The organism is Halalkalicoccus sp. CGA53 (assembly GCF_036429475.1).
Classification (GTDB): Archaea; Halobacteriota; Halobacteria; order Halobacteriales; family Halalkalicoccaceae; genus Natronorarus; species Natronorarus salvus.
Genome location: NZ_CP144125.1, coordinates 2,445,159 through 2,460,611 on the forward strand (window position 1 = coordinate 2,445,159; position 15,453 = coordinate 2,460,611).

The 15,453-nt window shown below is 68.5% G+C and carries 14 protein-coding genes; 8 read left to right on the plus strand and 6 right to left on the minus strand.

Annotated elements, in window-relative coordinates; translation table 11 throughout:
• Window positions 1-35: 35 nt before the first annotated feature.
• The 3 genes from V2L32_RS14310 to V2L32_RS14320 are packed head-to-tail and all read left to right on the plus strand — an operon-like array spanning window position 36 to window position 4,989.
• A complete protein-coding gene (locus V2L32_RS14310) occupies window positions 36-2,825 on the plus strand; it encodes an oligosaccharyl transferase, archaeosortase A system-associated (protein WP_331233143.1) in 2,790 nt (929 codons plus the stop codon).
• Between the two features lie 45 nt (window positions 2,826-2,870).
• Window positions 2,871-3,800 carry a DUF368 domain-containing protein gene (locus V2L32_RS14315; RefSeq protein WP_331233144.1) on the plus strand — a complete coding sequence of 310 codons (930 nt, stop codon included), beginning with the start codon at window positions 2,871-2,873 and terminating at the stop codon, window positions 3,798-3,800.
• A gap of 43 nt (window positions 3,801-3,843) precedes the next feature.
• Window positions 3,844-4,989: a Cdc6/Cdc18 family protein gene (locus tag V2L32_RS14320; protein WP_331233145.1), complete on the plus strand. Its 1,146-nt coding sequence runs from the start codon at window positions 3,844-3,846 to the stop codon at window positions 4,987-4,989.
• On the opposite strand, the gene V2L32_RS14325 is transcribed toward V2L32_RS14320, so the two are convergent.
• From V2L32_RS14325 to glpA, 3 genes are read right to left on the minus strand one after another with little or no spacing between them, the layout of a single operon-like run.
• Window positions 4,986-6,317 carry an anaerobic glycerol-3-phosphate dehydrogenase subunit C gene (locus tag V2L32_RS14325; protein WP_331233146.1) on the minus strand — a complete coding sequence of 444 codons (1,332 nt, stop codon included), beginning with the start codon at window positions 6,315-6,317 and terminating at the stop codon, window positions 4,986-4,988. The genes V2L32_RS14320 and V2L32_RS14325 overlap by 4 nt on opposite strands.
• Window position 6,318: 1 nt before the next feature.
• Entirely contained in the window at window positions 6,319-7,590 is a 1,272-nt protein-coding gene (gene glpB / locus V2L32_RS14330) for a glycerol-3-phosphate dehydrogenase subunit GlpB (RefSeq protein ID WP_331233147.1), read from the minus strand.
• Window positions 7,577-9,310 carry an anaerobic glycerol-3-phosphate dehydrogenase subunit GlpA gene (glpA, locus tag V2L32_RS14335; protein ID WP_331236618.1) on the minus strand — a complete coding sequence of 578 codons (1,734 nt, stop codon included), beginning with the start codon at window positions 9,308-9,310 and terminating at the stop codon, window positions 7,577-7,579. The genes glpB and glpA overlap by 14 nt, the downstream gene beginning before the upstream one ends.
• 206 nt (window positions 9,311-9,516) lie before the next feature.
• On the opposite strand from glpA, the gene glpK reads away from it, so the two are divergent.
• The 3 genes from glpK (at window position 9,517) to V2L32_RS14350 (ending at window position 12,937) form a co-directional block, all read left to right on the plus strand.
• A complete protein-coding gene (gene glpK, locus V2L32_RS14340; RefSeq protein ID WP_331233148.1) occupies window positions 9,517-11,058 on the plus strand; it encodes a glycerol kinase GlpK in 1,542 nt (513 codons plus the stop codon).
• 2 nt (window positions 11,059-11,060) lie between these two features.
• Complete coding sequence (locus V2L32_RS14345; RefSeq protein WP_409348376.1) at window positions 11,061-12,173, plus strand: hypothetical protein; 1,113 nt, start codon at window positions 11,061-11,063, stop codon at window positions 12,171-12,173.
• 239 nt (window positions 12,174-12,412) lie between these two features.
• Window positions 12,413-12,937 carry a universal stress protein gene (locus V2L32_RS14350; protein ID WP_331233149.1) on the plus strand — a complete coding sequence of 175 codons (525 nt, stop codon included), beginning with the start codon at window positions 12,413-12,415 and terminating at the stop codon, window positions 12,935-12,937.
• Window positions 12,938-13,094: 157 nt separating this feature from the next.
• Here V2L32_RS14350 and V2L32_RS14355 read toward each other — a convergent pair whose 3' ends face one another.
• Complete coding sequence (locus tag V2L32_RS14355) at window positions 13,095-13,496, minus strand: hypothetical protein (protein WP_331233150.1); 402 nt, start codon at window positions 13,494-13,496, stop codon at window positions 13,095-13,097.
• Window positions 13,497-13,920: 424 nt separating this feature from the next.
• Here V2L32_RS14355 and V2L32_RS14360 point away from each other — a divergent pair, with 424 nt between their 5' ends.
• Both V2L32_RS14360 and V2L32_RS14365 read left to right on the plus strand, forming a co-directional pair.
• Window positions 13,921-14,100, plus strand: coding sequence for a hypothetical protein (locus V2L32_RS14360; RefSeq protein ID WP_331233151.1), 180 nt, complete (start codon window positions 13,921-13,923; stop codon window positions 14,098-14,100).
• 91 nt (window positions 14,101-14,191) lie between these two features.
• The gene (locus V2L32_RS14365; RefSeq protein ID WP_331233152.1) at window positions 14,192-14,857 is read left to right on the plus strand and encodes a phosphoglycolate phosphatase; all 666 of its coding nucleotides are present in this window, start codon (window positions 14,192-14,194) and stop codon (window positions 14,855-14,857) included.
• Between the two features lie 100 nt (window positions 14,858-14,957).
• Here V2L32_RS14365 and cutA read toward each other — a convergent pair whose 3' ends face one another.
• Both cutA and V2L32_RS14375 read right to left on the minus strand, forming a co-directional pair.
• Complete coding sequence (gene cutA / locus V2L32_RS14370; protein ID WP_331233153.1) at window positions 14,958-15,269, minus strand: divalent-cation tolerance protein CutA; 312 nt, start codon at window positions 15,267-15,269, stop codon at window positions 14,958-14,960.
• Between the two features lie 4 nt (window positions 15,270-15,273).
• The gene (locus V2L32_RS14375; RefSeq protein ID WP_331233154.1) at window positions 15,274-15,447 is read right to left on the minus strand and encodes an HEWD family protein; all 174 of its coding nucleotides are present in this window, start codon (window positions 15,445-15,447) and stop codon (window positions 15,274-15,276) included.
• Window positions 15,448-15,453 lie beyond the last annotated feature (6 nt).

A 15,453-nucleotide genomic window follows, 5' to 3' on the forward strand; every position in this document is an offset into this window, starting at 1 on the left:
GAAGGCTTATTGCGTGGTTGGAACTGTCACGGGTCATGAGCAGTGAACTGGAACGGGACCGGCGGTCGGTGAACGCCGACGGCCTCGTCGCCCTCCTCTGGCGCTGGTATCACGTCCCGGTGCTCGGCATCCTGATGGCGTTCATGTTCTGGACGCGCACCCAGGCGTACGAGGCGTACCTGGCACACGGCGAGCCGATCTTCGCGGCCGTCGACTCGTGGTACCACTGGCGAACCGTCCTCTTCAGCGTCGAGAACTTCCCCTCCCGGATACAGTTCGAGGTATTCACGGGCTATCCCTTCGGGAACTACGTCGGGCAGTTCGGCACCCTCTTCGACCTCCTCATCGCCGGCGTCGCCCTGCTCGTCGGCGGCGGCTCGCCGACCGAGGAGACGGTCTTTCAGGTCGCGCTCCTCTCGGTACCCGCGATGGCCGCGCTCTGTGCGATCCCCGTCTACCTTATCGGGAGACGTCTCGGCGGGCGGATCGGCGGTCTCTCGGGAGTGCTCCTCCTGGCCCTCTTCCCCCAGACGTTCTTCTTCCGAACGACGGTCGGCCAACTCCAGCACCACGTCGCGGAGGTGCTGTTCATGACGTGCGCGCTCCTCGCGATGATGGTCGCGGTCACGACCGCAGAACGCGAGAAGCCGGTCTACGAACAGCTCGTCGACCGCGATCTTTCGGGGCTGAGAACGCCCACCCTCGCCGCCGTCGCTGCGGGCGTCGCGCTCGCGCTCTACATCTGGGTCTGGCCGTCCGGCGTCGTTCTGGTCGGGATCTTCGGCGCATACTTCCTCGTCCAGCTCGTCGCCGACTACCTGCGACGGGAGAGCCCGGACCACGTCGCGTTCGTCGGGGCGGTTGCGCTCTCGGTCACGGGCGCGCTCACGGCGCTCACAGTCGAGACGACGAGCGTGAGCGCGACGAACTTCAGCTACATGCAGCCGGTGCTCGCGTTCGCCGTCGCCGGCGGCTGCGTGGTCATGGCCGGCCTCGCCAGGCTCTTCGACGACCGGGGGATCGACCGCCGGTACTACCCCGCGGCCATCGGGGCGGCCGCCGTCGCCGGACTCGGCCTGCTGGCGCTCGTCCTCCCGAGCCTCTTCGACACGCTGGTCTCGAACCTGTTCGGGCGCGTGCTCCCGATCGGCCACAGCGAGACGCAGGTGACCATCGCCGAGGCACAGCCGCCGTCGGACCCCGGCGAGCACTTCTTCGCCGAGTTCGGCCTCGCCTTCTTCGTCGCCCTCGGGGGCCTGTTCGCGCTGCTCGCCCGCCCCCTCGCCGGCTACCGGCCGAAGGCCGAACACCTCCTCGTCGGGATCTGGTCGCTGTTCGTGCTGAGCATGGCGCTCACCCAGCTCCGGTTCAGCTACTACCTCGCGGCGACCGTCGCCGTCCTCTGTGCGTACGTCGTCGGACTGGTGGTGAACTGGGCCGACCTCTCGACACCCGCCACGCTGCGCGATCTCGAGGGCTACCAGGTGCTCGTGATCGTCACCGTCGTTCTCGTCCTCCTCGCCCCACTCTCGCCGATGATCGCCGGCGCGTCGGTGGTCGACCGCGGTGCGGCAGCCGGTCCGGCGGTACAGAGCGGCGACGCCCTGAAGTGGGAGGGGTCGACGACGTGGCTCCAGGGTAACACCCCCGAACCGGGGACCTGGGCCGGCGCTGACGAGGAACTAGATTACTACGGCGACTACGAGATCCCCGAAGACGAGGACTTCGCCTACCCCGAGGGCACCTACGGCGTCATGTCGTGGTGGGACTACGGTCACCTGATCACCACCCAGGGCGAGCGGATCCCCCACTCGAACCCATTCCAGCAGAACGCCCGAAGCGCCTCGGCGTTCCTGCTCGCCGACAGCGAGGAGCGCGCGGAGCTGATCCTTGAGGCAATCCCGACGGGTGAGGACGTCCACGACGTCGAGGACGCCGAACTCTCCCGGCTGGCCGACGAGCGCACCGACCAGCAGCGCACGGAGGAGATGCGCTACGTGATGATCGACGACGAGATGGTCAGCGGGAAGTTCTCGGCGATCACCCGGTGGAGCGGCCCCGACTACGAGCAGTACCTCGAGCCGACCGACGTCGAGTTCGACGGCGAGAGCGTTCCGGTGCAGGCGCTCGGTGAACCCTACGACGAGACGATGCTTTCGGGACTCTACTACGACGACGCGAGCGGGATGGAACACTATCGCCTCGTCCACGAGAGCCCCGAGCGGACCCAGTTCGTGAGCGTCGCGGCCCTCACCGGCGAGGGCCACTGGGAGACGCTCGCGGTGAACACCGAGCTCACCCCGCAGCTCCAGTTCGAGCTCCGGGCGCTCCTGGAGGACCCCACACTCGACATCGAGGACGTGCGGTTCTTCGACGACCGCGAGGCGAGCGCTGTGAAGACCTACGAGCGCGTCGAGGGCGCCGAACTCGTCGGCACCGCCGACGCGTCGGAGGGCGAGACCGTTCTCGCGGCGGTCGAACTCGAAGCGGAGAGCTCCGAGCGCACCTTCACCTACGTTCAGGAGGCCACGGTCGACGCCGGGGGCGAGTTCACCATGACCGTGCCGTACGCGACCGACAACGCGCTCGGCCCCGACGACGGCTACACCGACACCGACGTGGTCGCGACGGGCGAGTACACCCTCCTCGTCGGCGACCCGGCCGACCCCGTCGAGGTCGGCGAAACGGCGGTCCCCGAGGGGGCGATCTACGACGGCGAGCGCATCGAGGTCGACCTCGACGAACTGGAGGCGGGTGAGGAGGTAGACGCCGGCGAGGAAGGGAGCGAAGCGGGCGGGGAGAGCGACGACGAGGGCGGCGACTGACCGCGAGACGGCACCGTTTTGTCCGTCGATATGAAACCCGGCACAATGCGAGAGTGGGTCGTCGTCTACGTGAAGGGCTTCTGTATGGGGCTCGCGGACATCGTTCCTGGGGTCTCCGGTGGGACGATCGCGCTCATCACCGGCATCTACGAACGGTTCGTCACCGCCATCGCGGCGCTCGATCCACGACTGCTGGGGGCGTTCGTTGCCTCCTACCGCGAACGGGGGATCGCCGGCGCGACGGCCACGGCCCGCGAGGCCGACCTCCACTTCCTCGTGGTGCTCGGCCTCGGGGTCGTCACGGCCGTACTGCTCATGTCCCGGGTGATCACCGGGCTGTTCGAGGCGTATCCCGGCCCGCTCAACGGCTTCTTCTTCGGGCTGATCGCCGCGAGCGCGGTCGTCATCTACCGCCACACCGACATCGACTCCGCAGGGAGGATCGCCGTCACGTTCCTCGGGGCGGCCATCGCGTTCGTCGCGAGTGCGAGCGCGACCGGCGACGACGGCGGCGGCCTCCTCGTGGTCTTCGTCGCGGGCGGTATCGCCATCTCCGCGATGGTGCTACCGGGCATCTCCGGGGCGGCGCTGCTCTACATCCTCGGCCAGTACCAGTACATGCTCGCCCAGCTCCGGGATCTCACCGACGCCGTCGCGGCGCTCGCTGCAGACGGATCGGTCGACGCGCTCGTCGGACCCGGCCTGCCCGTCGCGGCATTCATGACCGGCGCGGTGGTGGGACTGCTCACGATGGCCCGACTCGTCAAACGTGCGCTCGCGGCCTACCGGATGGCGACGCTCGGCTTCCTCGTCGGGCTGATGGTCGGCGCGCTCAGGCTCCCGATCGCCGAGGCCGATCGGGCGGTGGCGGTCTGGACGCCCGAACTGCTCGCGGCGAGCGTCCTCGCGGGGACACTCGGGGCGGCCGTGGTGGTCGCCCTCGACGCCACGACGGACACCCTAGAGTACGCATAGCGGGACACAACGGTTTTGACCACCCACCGTTTACGGCGATCCGATGGACCTCGCAGAGCGGGTCGAACGACGCCGGAGCGCCGAAGACGAGACCGGCCCGGTCGCCTCCTGGCGCGCACTCGACCCGACCGCCCACCTCGACGAGCCGATCGATCGGGGCGAGGTCGTCGAACGGGTGCTCGACACGCTCTCGCCCGTTTTCGACGGACGGCTCCCCGAGCCGTTCGCCCTCCACGGCCCGCCGGGATCGGGGAAGTCGGCGGTCGTCACCGCGGTGATGGCCGAACTCGACGCCCAGCTCGGCACCCCGGTCGGAACGGTCCACACGACGACCCGCGCCGCGAGCGCCGCGGGGTTCCGGTTCGTCTACGTCGACGCCCGCTACGCCCCGAGCCGGTTCCAGCTCTACCGGGCGCTGCTCTCGTCGCTCACCGACGAACACGTCCCGGAGCGGGGTATCGGCACCGACGCGCTCGCCGACCGTCTCCAGTGCGAACTCGCCCCACCCGACAGGCGGGCGCTGCTCGCGCTCGATCACGTCGGCGAGCCGCGAACGCCCTCGCAGGAGGCGGTAGAGACGGCGCTCGACCCGCTGCCGGGGCTCTCGTGGTTCTCGGTCGGACGGGGCCGAACGGGGACCGATCGACGGAGTCTCCCGGTGGCGAGCTACGACGAGCGCGCGCTAGCGGACGTCCTCGCCGGCCGAGCGGAACGGGGACTCGCGGGCGGGGCAGACCAGGACGCGATCGATCGGCTCGCGGCCTGGGCCGACGGGAACGCACACGACGGGCTCTGTGCGCTCTACTGCGCGGCGATCGCCGCCGAGAACGAGGGGGCGAGACGGGTGACCGAGCGTCACCTCACCGCCGGTCGCCGTGCGGTCCCCTCCGGGTGCATCGCCCTCGGCCAGGTCCGCTCGCTTCCGCGGAACCGACGGCGGGTCCTCGATGCGCTGCTCTCGGAGGGGGTCACGGAGCTGACGATCGAGGAAGCGGCGACCCGAATCGGCGAGCGGACCGACCTCTCGCCGGGCACCGTCAAGCGGTTTCTCTACGAACTCGCGGAGTACGGCGTGCTCGCGCGGGTACGGACGGTCGGCGGGAAGGAGACCGGCCGGACCCCGAGCCGGGTCGAACCGTGCTTTCCGATCCCGGCGTTCCACCGGCTCGTCACCGACTCGACTGGCTAACAGAGCGCCGCTTCGAGCACCTGTAACGGGTGTCTGATCTCGTAACCCGTCCCGTGGTTCATCTGCATCGCACAGGTCGGACACTCGGTCATCCCCACTTCCGCCTCGTCGTCGGCCATGTGCTCGAACATCTCCTCGCCGATCGCCATCGAGACGTCGTAGTTCTCGGCCTTCCACCCGTAGGTCCCAGAGATACCCGAACAGGAGTCGCCGACGTCGGTCGCGGTGACGCCGTCGATGGAGTCGAACAGTTCGACCGCCTGCGTCGCGAGCCCCTGGTTCCGGGCGTGACAGGGTGCGTGGTACGCGAACGACTGTGGATCCACCTCGCTCTCTCGGAGAGCGCCCTCCAGGTCCTCGTGGATCCGCAGGTACTCGAGCGCCTCGTAGGTGTGGGCCGCGAGTTCCTCGATCCCGTGGAGGTCGAACAGTTCGGGGTACTCCTGACGCAGTGCCATCGAACAGGAGGTACAGGAGGCGATGACGTCCGCTCCGTCGCCGATGGCCTCGACGAGACCCTCGACGTTCGTCTCGGCGTGGCGTTTCGCGTCGGAGAGCATCCCGTTCGCGAACATCGGCGTGCCCGAACAGCCCTGTTCAGGTACCAAAACCTGATACCCGAAGTGTTCGAACACCCGGACCAGCGCCTTCCCCACCTCGGGCGTGTTGTAGTTCGAGTAGCAGCCGTGGAAGTACGCGACGCGTTTCTCGTGGTTCGGGACCCGCGCGCCGCCGCGCTCGGTCCACCACTCGCGGAACGTCTGGGTGGCGAACGCGGGGAACTCACGCTCGGCGGTGATCCCGAAGGTCCGCTCCATCAGCCACCGTGCGGGCCCGAAGTTCATCGCGACGTTCGCCGTTCGGGGAAGCTTCGAGGCGAGCCACGCGGAGGTCCGGTAGTTCGAGAGTATCCTGTTCCTGACGTACTCCACCGAGAGCGTGTCCATCCGCTCCTCGACGTAGAGCCCGCGAGCGGTGTTGTGCATCTGGCTGAGCGGCACGGAGGACGGACAGACGTTGTCACAGCGCATGCAGTTCGAACACTTCATGACCGAGTCGTCGATGTCCGTGTCCTCGTTGCGCTTCAGCCGCCACTGCTCGGGCCCCTGGAACTTCGGTCCGGGGAACTCGTCGTTCACTTCCGCGACCGGACACTCAGTGTCGCACGTCGAGCACTTGTAACAGCTATCCGCACCCGGCCTGAGGTCCATCCCCTCCGTCGGGAAGACCTCCACCGGGTCGTACTCGTCTGCGGAGACGTCCGGGTCGGTATTCGCGGTCGCTGGGTCGGTTCCGGTTCCGTCGTCGGGTTGGTACGCGTCACTCATATCAGAGACACTCCGCCGCCCGTCTACCCGCCGTCGCCGCCGTCGCGAGCGAGACGCCGCTCGCGGACTTCTCTCGCGCCGAGTCGTAGCCGCCACAGACCGCCCCGACCGCCCGCAGGTTCTCGAACTCCGTCTCCCCCCGCCCGTCGAGCGGTCGACACCCCTCGTCGATCCGGAGCCCGAAGCGGGCGAACGGCTGGTCGTCGAACACTCCCTCACTGAACCAGTCGTATCGGTCCTCGGGCTGTGGGACGTGGCAGCCGAAGATCGGCTCGCACACCCCCGATCGGGAGGATCGGATCCCCTTTCCGACCAGCCCGCCGGTCGCGAGGATCACCTGCTCCGCCTCGTAGGGGACCTCCCGGTGCACGCGCTCGACCGTCACCGTCTCCACCCGGTCGTCGCCCTCGTAGCCGACGACTGGGTTGCCGGACTCCACCCTGACCCCTTCCTCGTGGAGGGCGGCTTCGAGCGCGTCCTCCAGTCGGAGTCCGGGGAGGCTCGGCGGCCCCATCGGCACCTCGAACACGTCGGTACCGAGTCGGGTCGAGAGCTGTTCGCGGACCTCCTCGCCCCGCTCGTCGCCGAGCAGTGCGGGGAGGCCGACGCGTTCCTCGCCGTCGAGGTGTTCGGAGACCCGCTCGGCCAGCGCCGCTCGCGTTCCGGGCCGCCCGTCGACGGGAGCCTCCCGGTCCTCGTCGAGCGCGTGGGCCATCCTCGTCACCCTGACGTCGGCGCGGAACTCACCGGGAAAGGGGAGGGTGACCCCTCGGACCTCGAAGGGGACGCCCGCGTTCTCCAGGTGAGCGGCCGCGAGCGGCGCGTCGAAGTCGGTGATCGTCTCGAAGCCGACCAGCAGCGTTCTTTCTCGGCTACTCGCGAGTCCCGAACCCGTACTCTCGGGGTACCGTGCCGTCGGTTTCACCGTCCCGCCGTGGGTCGGGACGAGCGCGTTCCGATCGGTGTGACTCCCCAGGTACCGGTCGCCGAGGAGGTCGTCGAAGAGGTCGAGGCCTTCGCGGATCGCCGCCTCGCCGAGGATCCGATAGGGATGTTCGCCGGGGAGTGCATCGAGCCCGTCGAACGGGTCGGCGAGCGGCGCTCCGCTCTCGGGGTCGGTCCCGAGAACGTCGATCAGCCCCGAGGCGTTTCTGAGGGTGCTCGCCTTGTGCGAGAGCAGTCGCACCCGCGCGCCGCCGCGGGCGGCCGCGACCGCTGCTGTCATCCCTGCGAGCCCCCCTCCAACGACGAGCACGTCGTCACTGATCGCCACGGGTGCCTCCGTCGGCGGCGACGCCGGTCGCGCTTCCGGGCTCCGATCCCCTCTCCCCGGCGTCGAACGCGGAGAAGTCGACCTCGGCGCCCGTTCGAGCGGGATCGCCGTCTACGTTCATCGTCGTCGCCCAGAGCGCGTAGTTGAGCGCCGCCTGCGCGAGCTGCTCGCCCCAGAGCGCGTGACGCTCGCCCTTCCAGCGTTCTCGTACTAGCTCGTCCCACGCTGCCCTCACGACATCCTCGTCGTAGCGCGGCGAGAGTTCGTGTGCCATCCGGTGACAGCAGAAGCCGCCCTGGCAGTTGCCCATCGACGCCCGGGTGCGGATCCGTACGGCGTTCAGATCGGAGCCCGAAGCGTCGATCGCGTCCCGCACCTCCGCGCGGGTGACCGCCTCGCAGTCACAGACCACGGGGTTCGGATCCGTACCGGAGAGCACCGCCGGCGCACGCGAGCCGAGGCGCTGTCTGCTCCGCCGGGCGATCGGCGAGCGCAGCCCGAACGAGTCCATCCGCTCGTCGAGCGTCGCGAGGTCCTCGCTACCGGGCAGGGCGACCTCCGCCGTCCGGCACCGCTCGTTCACCCCCAGTTGCTCGCAGATGTGGTCGGTGATCCGTTCGGCCATCATGCGGTAGGTGGTGAACTTTCCGCCGACGATCGAGGTGAACCCCGAGAGCCCGTCACGCTCTTCGTGATCGAGCAGGAAGAAGTCCCGCGTGATGTCCGTCGGGTCTTTCGTACCCGTGCCGGGCGGCTCGTAGAGCGGTCGCACGCCCCAGAACGACCGGATCGTCCGCGCCTCCCGGAGGATCGGGACGAGTTCGGAGAGCGTGTCGATCATCATGTCGACCTCCCAGCGCTCCTCGGGGTAGTCGTCGGGGTCGGAGACCTCCTCGTCGGTGGTGCCGAGGATAGCAGTCGTCTCGTGGGGGACGATGATGTCGGCGTCGCCCTTCGGCCGACAGCGGTTGATCACGCTGTCGACCTGCCGGACGTTCATGATCGTCATCACGCCCTTCGAGGGCCGGACCTCGACGTCGACGCCGGCCAACTCTCCCACCCGACCGGCCCACGCGCCCGTCGCGTTCACGACGTACTCCGCGCGGATCTCCTCGGTCGTTCCGGGGGATATGTGCACGCGCTTTCCCGGTCCCGACTCGTGGGTCACCTCGACCCCCACCACGGTATCGTCCTCGACGAGCACGTCGGTGACCGGGGCGTGTGTCTCGATGCGTGCGCCCGTGGTCTCGGCGTCGGCGGCGTTCGCCACGCAGAGCCTGAACGGGTCGATCGCGCCGTCAGGGACACGAATCGCCTTCTCGACGTCCCGGGCGAGGTTGGGTTCGTCCGCCCTGAGGTCACGCCCGGAGACGACCTCTGCGGGTATATCGCAGGCGAGACAGCCCTCGAGTTTCTCCTGGAAGTACTCCTCGTCGTCCTCCGGTCGTTTCACGAAGTAGCCGCCGGTCATCTCGACACAGTGACCGGCGATCTCCCGTAGGACCCGGTTCTCCTCGATACACTCGCGCGCGCTCGCCCGATCGGAGACGGCGTAGCGGCCGCCGCTGTGGAGCAGTCCGTGCATCCGCCCGGTCGTCCCGTGGGTGAGGTTCCCCCGCTCGACGAGCGTGGCGTCTATCCCCCGCATCGCGAGGTCCCGGACGATCCCACAGCCCGTCGATCCCCCGCCGATCACGAGCGCCGTCGTCTCGTAGCCCATCCTCCTCACCTTGGTGTCGACACACATTATCTTACCGCCATCGGGGGGAGTACGGGTAAACGGGCGACGAGGGGGTAGCCGCCGGGTATGTCGGCGTCGGGAGGAGAAGGTTTAAGACGATCCTCAAAGATGTTTACTGGTAGCACGGCTACTACCGATAAAGATTCGTGGCCGTGGCCGGGCGGAGAGGAGAAATCACGAGAGATATGACAGGGGACACGTACGTCGGTGCGATCGATCAGGGGACCACCGGCACACGATTCATGGTGTTCGACCACGCGGGTGAGGTCGTCGCCAACGCGTACGAGAGGCACGAACAGATCTACCCACAGCCCGGCTGGGTCGAACACGACCCGGTCGAGATCTGGGAGAACACCCAGTCGGTGATGCAGAGCGCGCTCGCCGATGCGGGGATCGACGCCGACCAGCTGGCGGCGATCGGGGTCACCAACCAGCGCGAGACGACGGTGCTCTGGGACGAGGCGTCCGGACGACCCGTCCACAACGCGCTCGTCTGGCAGGATCGACGGACGACCGACAGGGTAGAGGGGCTCCAGGAGGCGGGGATGGCGGGGCCGATCCGCGAGAAGACCGGGCTCGAGGTCGACGCCTACTTCTCCGCGACGAAAGCCGAGTGGCTGCTCGAGAACGCCGACCCGATGAAGCTCGAGAAGGCACAGCAACAGAACGTCCGAGATCGGGCCGGAGAGGGCGAGGTACTCTTCGGCACGATCGACACCTGGCTGATCCACAAGCTCACGGGCAACCACATCACGGACGTGACCAACGCCTCGCGGACGATGCTCTACAACATCCACGAGGCCGACTGGGACGACGAACTCGTAGCGGAGTTCGGCGTGCCGGAGGCCTGTCTCCCGGAGGTGCGGCCCTCTTCGGACGACGACTACTACGGCCACACCGACCCGGATGGGTTCCTCGGCGCCGAGGTACCCGTCGCGGGCGCGCTGGGCGACCAGCAGGCCGCGCTGTTCGGCCAGACGTGTTTCGACCCCGGCGACGCGAAGAACACCTACGGTACGGGAAGCTTCTTCCTGATGAACACGGGCGAGGAGGCGGTAGAAAGCGACCACGGCCTGCTCACGACCATCGCGTTCCAGCGCTCGGGCGAGCCGATCAACTACGCGTTGGAGGGTGCGATCTTCATCACCGGCGCGGCCGTGGAGTTCCTCGAGGAGATCGGGCTGATCAAGTCCGCCGCCCAGACCGCCGAACTCGCGAGCCGGGTCGACTCGACCGACGGGGTCTACTTCGTCCCGGCGCTCACCGGTCTGGGGGCACCACACTGGGACGGGCGCGCCCGGGGAACGATCGTCGGGATGACCCGAGGCACGAAAAAAGAACACCTGGTGCGGGCGACGCTCGAGGCGATCGCCTACCAGACCCGCGACGTCGCGGAGGCGATGGAGGCCGACAGCGGCATCGAGATGGGGACGCTACGCGTCGACGGCGGCGCCGTGAAGAACGACTTCCTCTGTCAGCTCCAGGCGGACATCCTCGACACCGACATCGTCAGGCCTGTCGTCGACGAGACGACCGCGCTCGGCTCGGCGTACGCCGCCGGCCTCGCGGTCGGCTACTGGGACTCCGTCGACGGCCTGCGGGACAACTGGCAGATCGACCGGGAGTTCGCCGTCGAGGCGGACACCGAGACGGTCGACGCGAACTACGAGCGCTGGAGCGAGGCGGTGTCTCGCTCGCTCGACTGGGCGAGAGAAGGGAGTGAGTGAGCGTGGCGGCCGACGTGACGGTCGAACTGGCCATCCGGGGGTTCGACGCAGCCGACGCGGTCGTCCTGCAGGGCTACGAACCGGGCTCGGTCGGGGCCGTCGTCGAGGTGCTGTCTGACCCGACGATCTGGCTCGGGGCGGCGGCGGGCGGTGCGTTCGGGGCCGCCCTCGGTGCGCTCCCGGCGTTCGCGTTCACGGGCTTCCTAGTCATCGCCGGCGTCTTCGGTGGCGACGCGGCCGGTGGCGTCGGCGTCGGCGTCGGGTTCGGCCCCGTGTTCGGCCCCCACATCTCCTTCGCGGCGGGTGCGGCGGCGGCCGCCTACGCCGCGAGTCGGGGAGACATCCAGTCCGGGTTCGACTATCACACCGGAAAGGACATCACCGTCGCGCTGGGCAGTCGTCCCGACATCCTCGCCGTCGGGGCGGCGTTCGGGATCCTCGGGATCCTGATCGAGCAGGTCTTTCGCAACCTGGCGGTCCCGACCGACCCGATCGCGTTCACCGTCGTCGCGAGCGCGTTCGTGCACCGCGCGGTCTTTGGCTACAGCGTCATCGGCGTGGTCAGCGACAAGGCAGACGGCTACTTCGACATGGGGCCGTTCGAACGGGGTGAGACGCGCGATCCGGGCGAGGTCCCCGGCGACGGCGACAAGGACGGCGGGGACCGCCTCGCCGTCGAGCCGTGGCTGCCGAACATGTACAAGTGGTCCCACGTCGCCGCGATCGGGATCGTCGCCGGGCTCGCGGGCGGCTACGCCGCGCTCCAGACCGGGAACGCGTTTCTCGGGTTCGGGATCAGCGCGGCCTCGTTACTGTTCCTGAACCTCGGCGTCGGGAAGATCCCCGTCACCCACCACATGACGCTGCCGGCGTCGACCGCCTACCTCGCGGGGATCGCGACGGGCTTCAGTCCGACGGTCGCGCTGGTCGTCGCCGGCCTCTTCGGCCTCCTCGGCGCGCTCGTCGGGGAGGCGTTCCAGCGGGTGTTCTACGCACACGGCGACACCCACGTCGATCCGCCCGCGGCGTCGATCGCGATCGTCCACACGATCATCGCGCTGCTGGCGATCGTCGGCGTCTTCACGACCTCCGTCTGGGTCCCCGGGGCGGTCTGAACCCCGTTCTCGTTCGACTGGAGGTCGGACGCCCCTCGAGTCGGTCCGGACCCGCAGGCCGGACCGCTTCGTCCGGTCCGTCTCGTCCGGTCGATCGAACGCTCGACTCCGCCGTGATCCGCGAGTGACGGCGGTCGGTCACGGTCGGTGCCCCGGAGCGGCCGGTGCGATCCTGGGCGGAGGTAGCGGGGGTCTCGATCCGTAGAGATATACGGCCCGACGGCTAGGTTACGACCTCTATGTACGACGCGATCCTCTATCCGACGGACGGGAGTAGCGGTTCGGAGGCCGCGCTGGAACACGTCAGCGAACTGGCGTCACGCTTCGATGCCACCGTACACGTGTTCTACGCCGTCGAGGACCGGGCCGCCGGCCTCGAAGGCCCGGTCGGCGGCGACCGGGACGACAGCAATCCCGGGCTGGGTGGGAACCAGCCGGAGGGCGAGAGTCCCGGACTGGAGGGCTCCCAGGGGTCGTCGGAGGACCGGGAGGAGTTCGAAGAGCGTGCGGAGGCGTTCGTCGTCGAGACGGCGGAGCGGCTCGCGGACGTCGAGACCGAGGCCGTGGTCCGCCACGGCTCTCCACACGAGGCGATCCTCGACTACGTGGGGAACCACGACATCGACATCGTCGTGATGGGCACTCACGGGAGGTCGGGCGTCGAGCGGCACGTCGTCGGCAGCGTCGCGGAGAACGTCGTCCGCCTGTCGGACGTGCCCGTGGTGACGGTACGGGAGAGAGAGGAGAGAGAACGGAGTTCCTAACGACCTATCCGGGAACAGATACCGCGGGAGTCGCGTTCCTCGGAGGGCTCTCGGCCCGGTCCGGACGGTCGTGAGGGGACGAATCGGCAGACGGAGAACGCCATCGTTCTGGTTCCCACGGTCGTCGCCGCTCGTCCCGAGCGGTATCCGAGCCGTCTCACTCGGTCGGGAGCACGGCGTAGAGCACCCAGTAGACGACGACGCCGACGACGACGCCCGCACCGATCGCCGGGAGGAACGCCGGGTGAACGGTCATCACCGCCAGCGAGGCGAAGGGCGCGATCGCCAGCGCGCCCCCGACCGCACCGTGGTGGTAGCTCCCCGTGTCGGGGTGGGCGTGGATCGGGATCCGGTCGGGTTCGGGCACCGACATGCTCGCGTGATAGGGGATGTAGAGCCGCGTGCCGATCGCGACCGTCGCCGCGACGATCGACCCGAACTGCTGGTCCGCGGTGAGACGCACCGAGAGGAGGAACACCCCGATGGCGACGACCAGCGCGACCGCCTTGCTCCACCGATCGGCCCTGACGACCGAGTCCTCGAACTGGCGTTCGGGCATCGCTTGCGGCGTCTGCGGCGACCGGCTTAAGGGTTCGTAGTGCGCGGTCGCCCCGTTTCCGGGCGGTCGTCGGCCCACCGCGCCGACGCGTGTCCTGGTCCACGGACACCTCCAAGCGTACGTATCCGGACCGATCTGTGGGGACGGGTAGAGGCGTATGCCGGTGGTACGAGCTCTCATAGATGCGGGTTGGTCCGTCCGGACTGTGGGCGCGAGATCGGGCCGATCGACGACCTCGCAATGGAGGAGATCGACGGGATCGAGGTCGGGTCCGACGGCTCGTTCGACCTCTTCGAGAGCAACGACCTCTTTCTCTGTACGGGCTGTCGGAAACCGATGGGGTGTCGGTCACAGGCGGTGAGTCGTTCCGGTCGCGGCCCGTGCCGGCCGTGGATTGATCGACCGTGGACGTATCTAGCTACCCATGAGCACGCGCGAGGACGACCGGCTCGTCGGTGATCCCGACGGGATCGGGATCGAGAGCGCCGAGGACGATCCGTTCGACTACTATCTCGTCGGTCCGGACAGGGGCGAGTTCGGGTTCGACGCCGCCGAGATCCAGGAGATCCGCGAGCTGCTCGATCGGACGCTCGGGGACGGCTAGGGAGTCCCCGGAGCGAATACCTCGAGACGAGAGCCGGGAGCCGACGAGCCGAGGCCGGACCGACTATTCGTCTGCGGTCCGAGCGACGACCATGACACCGCCGCTCGTCCTCGACATCGACGGGACGCTCACCAGACCGGACGGCTCGATCGACCCCCGGATCTTCGATCGCCTCCGGTCGTGGGACGCCCCTGTGGTGCTCGCCACGGGGAAGGCGTTCCCGTATCCCGTCGCACTCTGTCACTTCGTCGGCATCGAGGAGCTCGTCATCGCGGAGAACGGCGGCGTGGTCGCCGCCCGGGAGGAGCTCTCGATCGAGGGCGACCGTCAGGCTGCGGACGCTGTCGCGGCGACGTTCCGGGAGGCGGGGTACGGTCACGGCTGGGGGCCGCTCGACACGGTGAACCGCTGGCGCGAGACCGAACTCGCGGTGAGCCGGGAGATGCCGCTCGCGGTGTTGCGAGGCCTCGCCGCCGATCACGGTCTCGAGGTGGTCGACACCGGCTACGCCTACCACGTCAAGGACCCGGCGGTGACGAAGGGACGAGGTCTCCTCACTCTCGCCGACCTGCTCGGGAGAGAGACCACGGAGTTCGTCGCGGTCGGCGACTCCGCGAACGACGTCTCGACGTTCGAACTCGTCGATCGGTCCTACGCCGTCGCGAACGCTGACGAAGCGGCGCTCGCCGCGTCCGATCACGTGACCGACGCCCCGTTCTCAGAGGGCTTCTTCGAGGTGCTCGACGAACTGGAGTGAATCTCGAAGGGAATCGTAGTCGATCGTCCCTCTCGGGCACACATCTCCGATGTCGTTCGATTCGCGGTCGAAGAAGGATGCGTTTCTACGATGGTCCCTTTCAGCGCTCGCCCGTCGTCTCCGCGTCGATCCACTCGCCGAAGGCGGGGAGGACATCTCTTTCGTCGAAGCGTTCGATACACGGCACGTCGTGTGGGTGGAGCTCCTCGACCCGATCGACCAGTTCGTCGTACCGCTCACCGGTCGTCTTCACCAGGAGGATCGACTCCTCGTCCTCGACCACCTCGCCCTCCCATCGGTAGACGGAGCGACAGGGAACCAGGTTCACGCAGGCGGCGAGGCGGTCGTCGACGAGCTGCCGTGCGAGCGCCGACGCATCGGCTCTCGGGGCGGTGACGTAGACGGTCGGCATCGGTCTACTCGTAGGGTCGGAACGTGCCGTCGATGTCCCACTCGTGAATGCAGAAGGGGTCGCCCACGGTGTCGCTCGCTTCGATCCGCCAGCTTCCGGTCTCCTCGTCCCACGCCTCCGCGCGGGAACAGCGCTCGCAGTCCCGCTGAATCGGTCGTCGCAGCCGTACAGTACTCATCCGTAC

Coding starts and splice junctions, on each gene's coding strand:
- V2L32_RS14325 (WP_331233146.1), bottom strand. CDS start 6,317: ATGAGTGACGCGTACCAACCCGACGACGGAACCGGAACCGACCCAGCG.
- V2L32_RS14350 (WP_331233149.1), top strand. CDS start 12,413: ATGTACGACGCGATCCTCTATCCGACGGACGGGAGTAGCGGTTCGGAG.
- V2L32_RS14365 (WP_331233152.1), top strand. CDS start 14,192: ATGACACCGCCGCTCGTCCTCGACATCGACGGGACGCTCACCAGACCG.
- V2L32_RS14320 (WP_331233145.1), top strand. CDS start 3,844: ATGGACCTCGCAGAGCGGGTCGAACGACGCCGGAGCGCCGAAGACGAG.
- V2L32_RS14355 (WP_331233150.1), bottom strand. CDS start 13,496: ATGCCCGAACGCCAGTTCGAGGACTCGGTCGTCAGGGCCGATCGGTGG.
- glpA (WP_331236618.1), bottom strand. CDS start 9,310: ATGGGCTACGAGACGACGGCGCTCGTGATCGGCGGGGGATCGACGGGC.
- glpK (WP_331233148.1), top strand. CDS start 9,517: ATGACAGGGGACACGTACGTCGGTGCGATCGATCAGGGGACCACCGGC.
- V2L32_RS14360 (WP_331233151.1), top strand. CDS start 13,921: ATGAGCACGCGCGAGGACGACCGGCTCGTCGGTGATCCCGACGGGATC.
- V2L32_RS14375 (WP_331233154.1), bottom strand. CDS start 15,447: ATGAGTACTGTACGGCTGCGACGACCGATTCAGCGGGACTGCGAGCGC.
- V2L32_RS14315 (WP_331233144.1), top strand. CDS start 2,871: ATGCGAGAGTGGGTCGTCGTCTACGTGAAGGGCTTCTGTATGGGGCTC.
- cutA (WP_331233153.1), bottom strand. CDS start 15,269: ATGCCGACCGTCTACGTCACCGCCCCGAGAGCCGATGCGTCGGCGCTC.
- V2L32_RS14310 (WP_331233143.1), top strand. CDS start 36: ATGAGCAGTGAACTGGAACGGGACCGGCGGTCGGTGAACGCCGACGGC.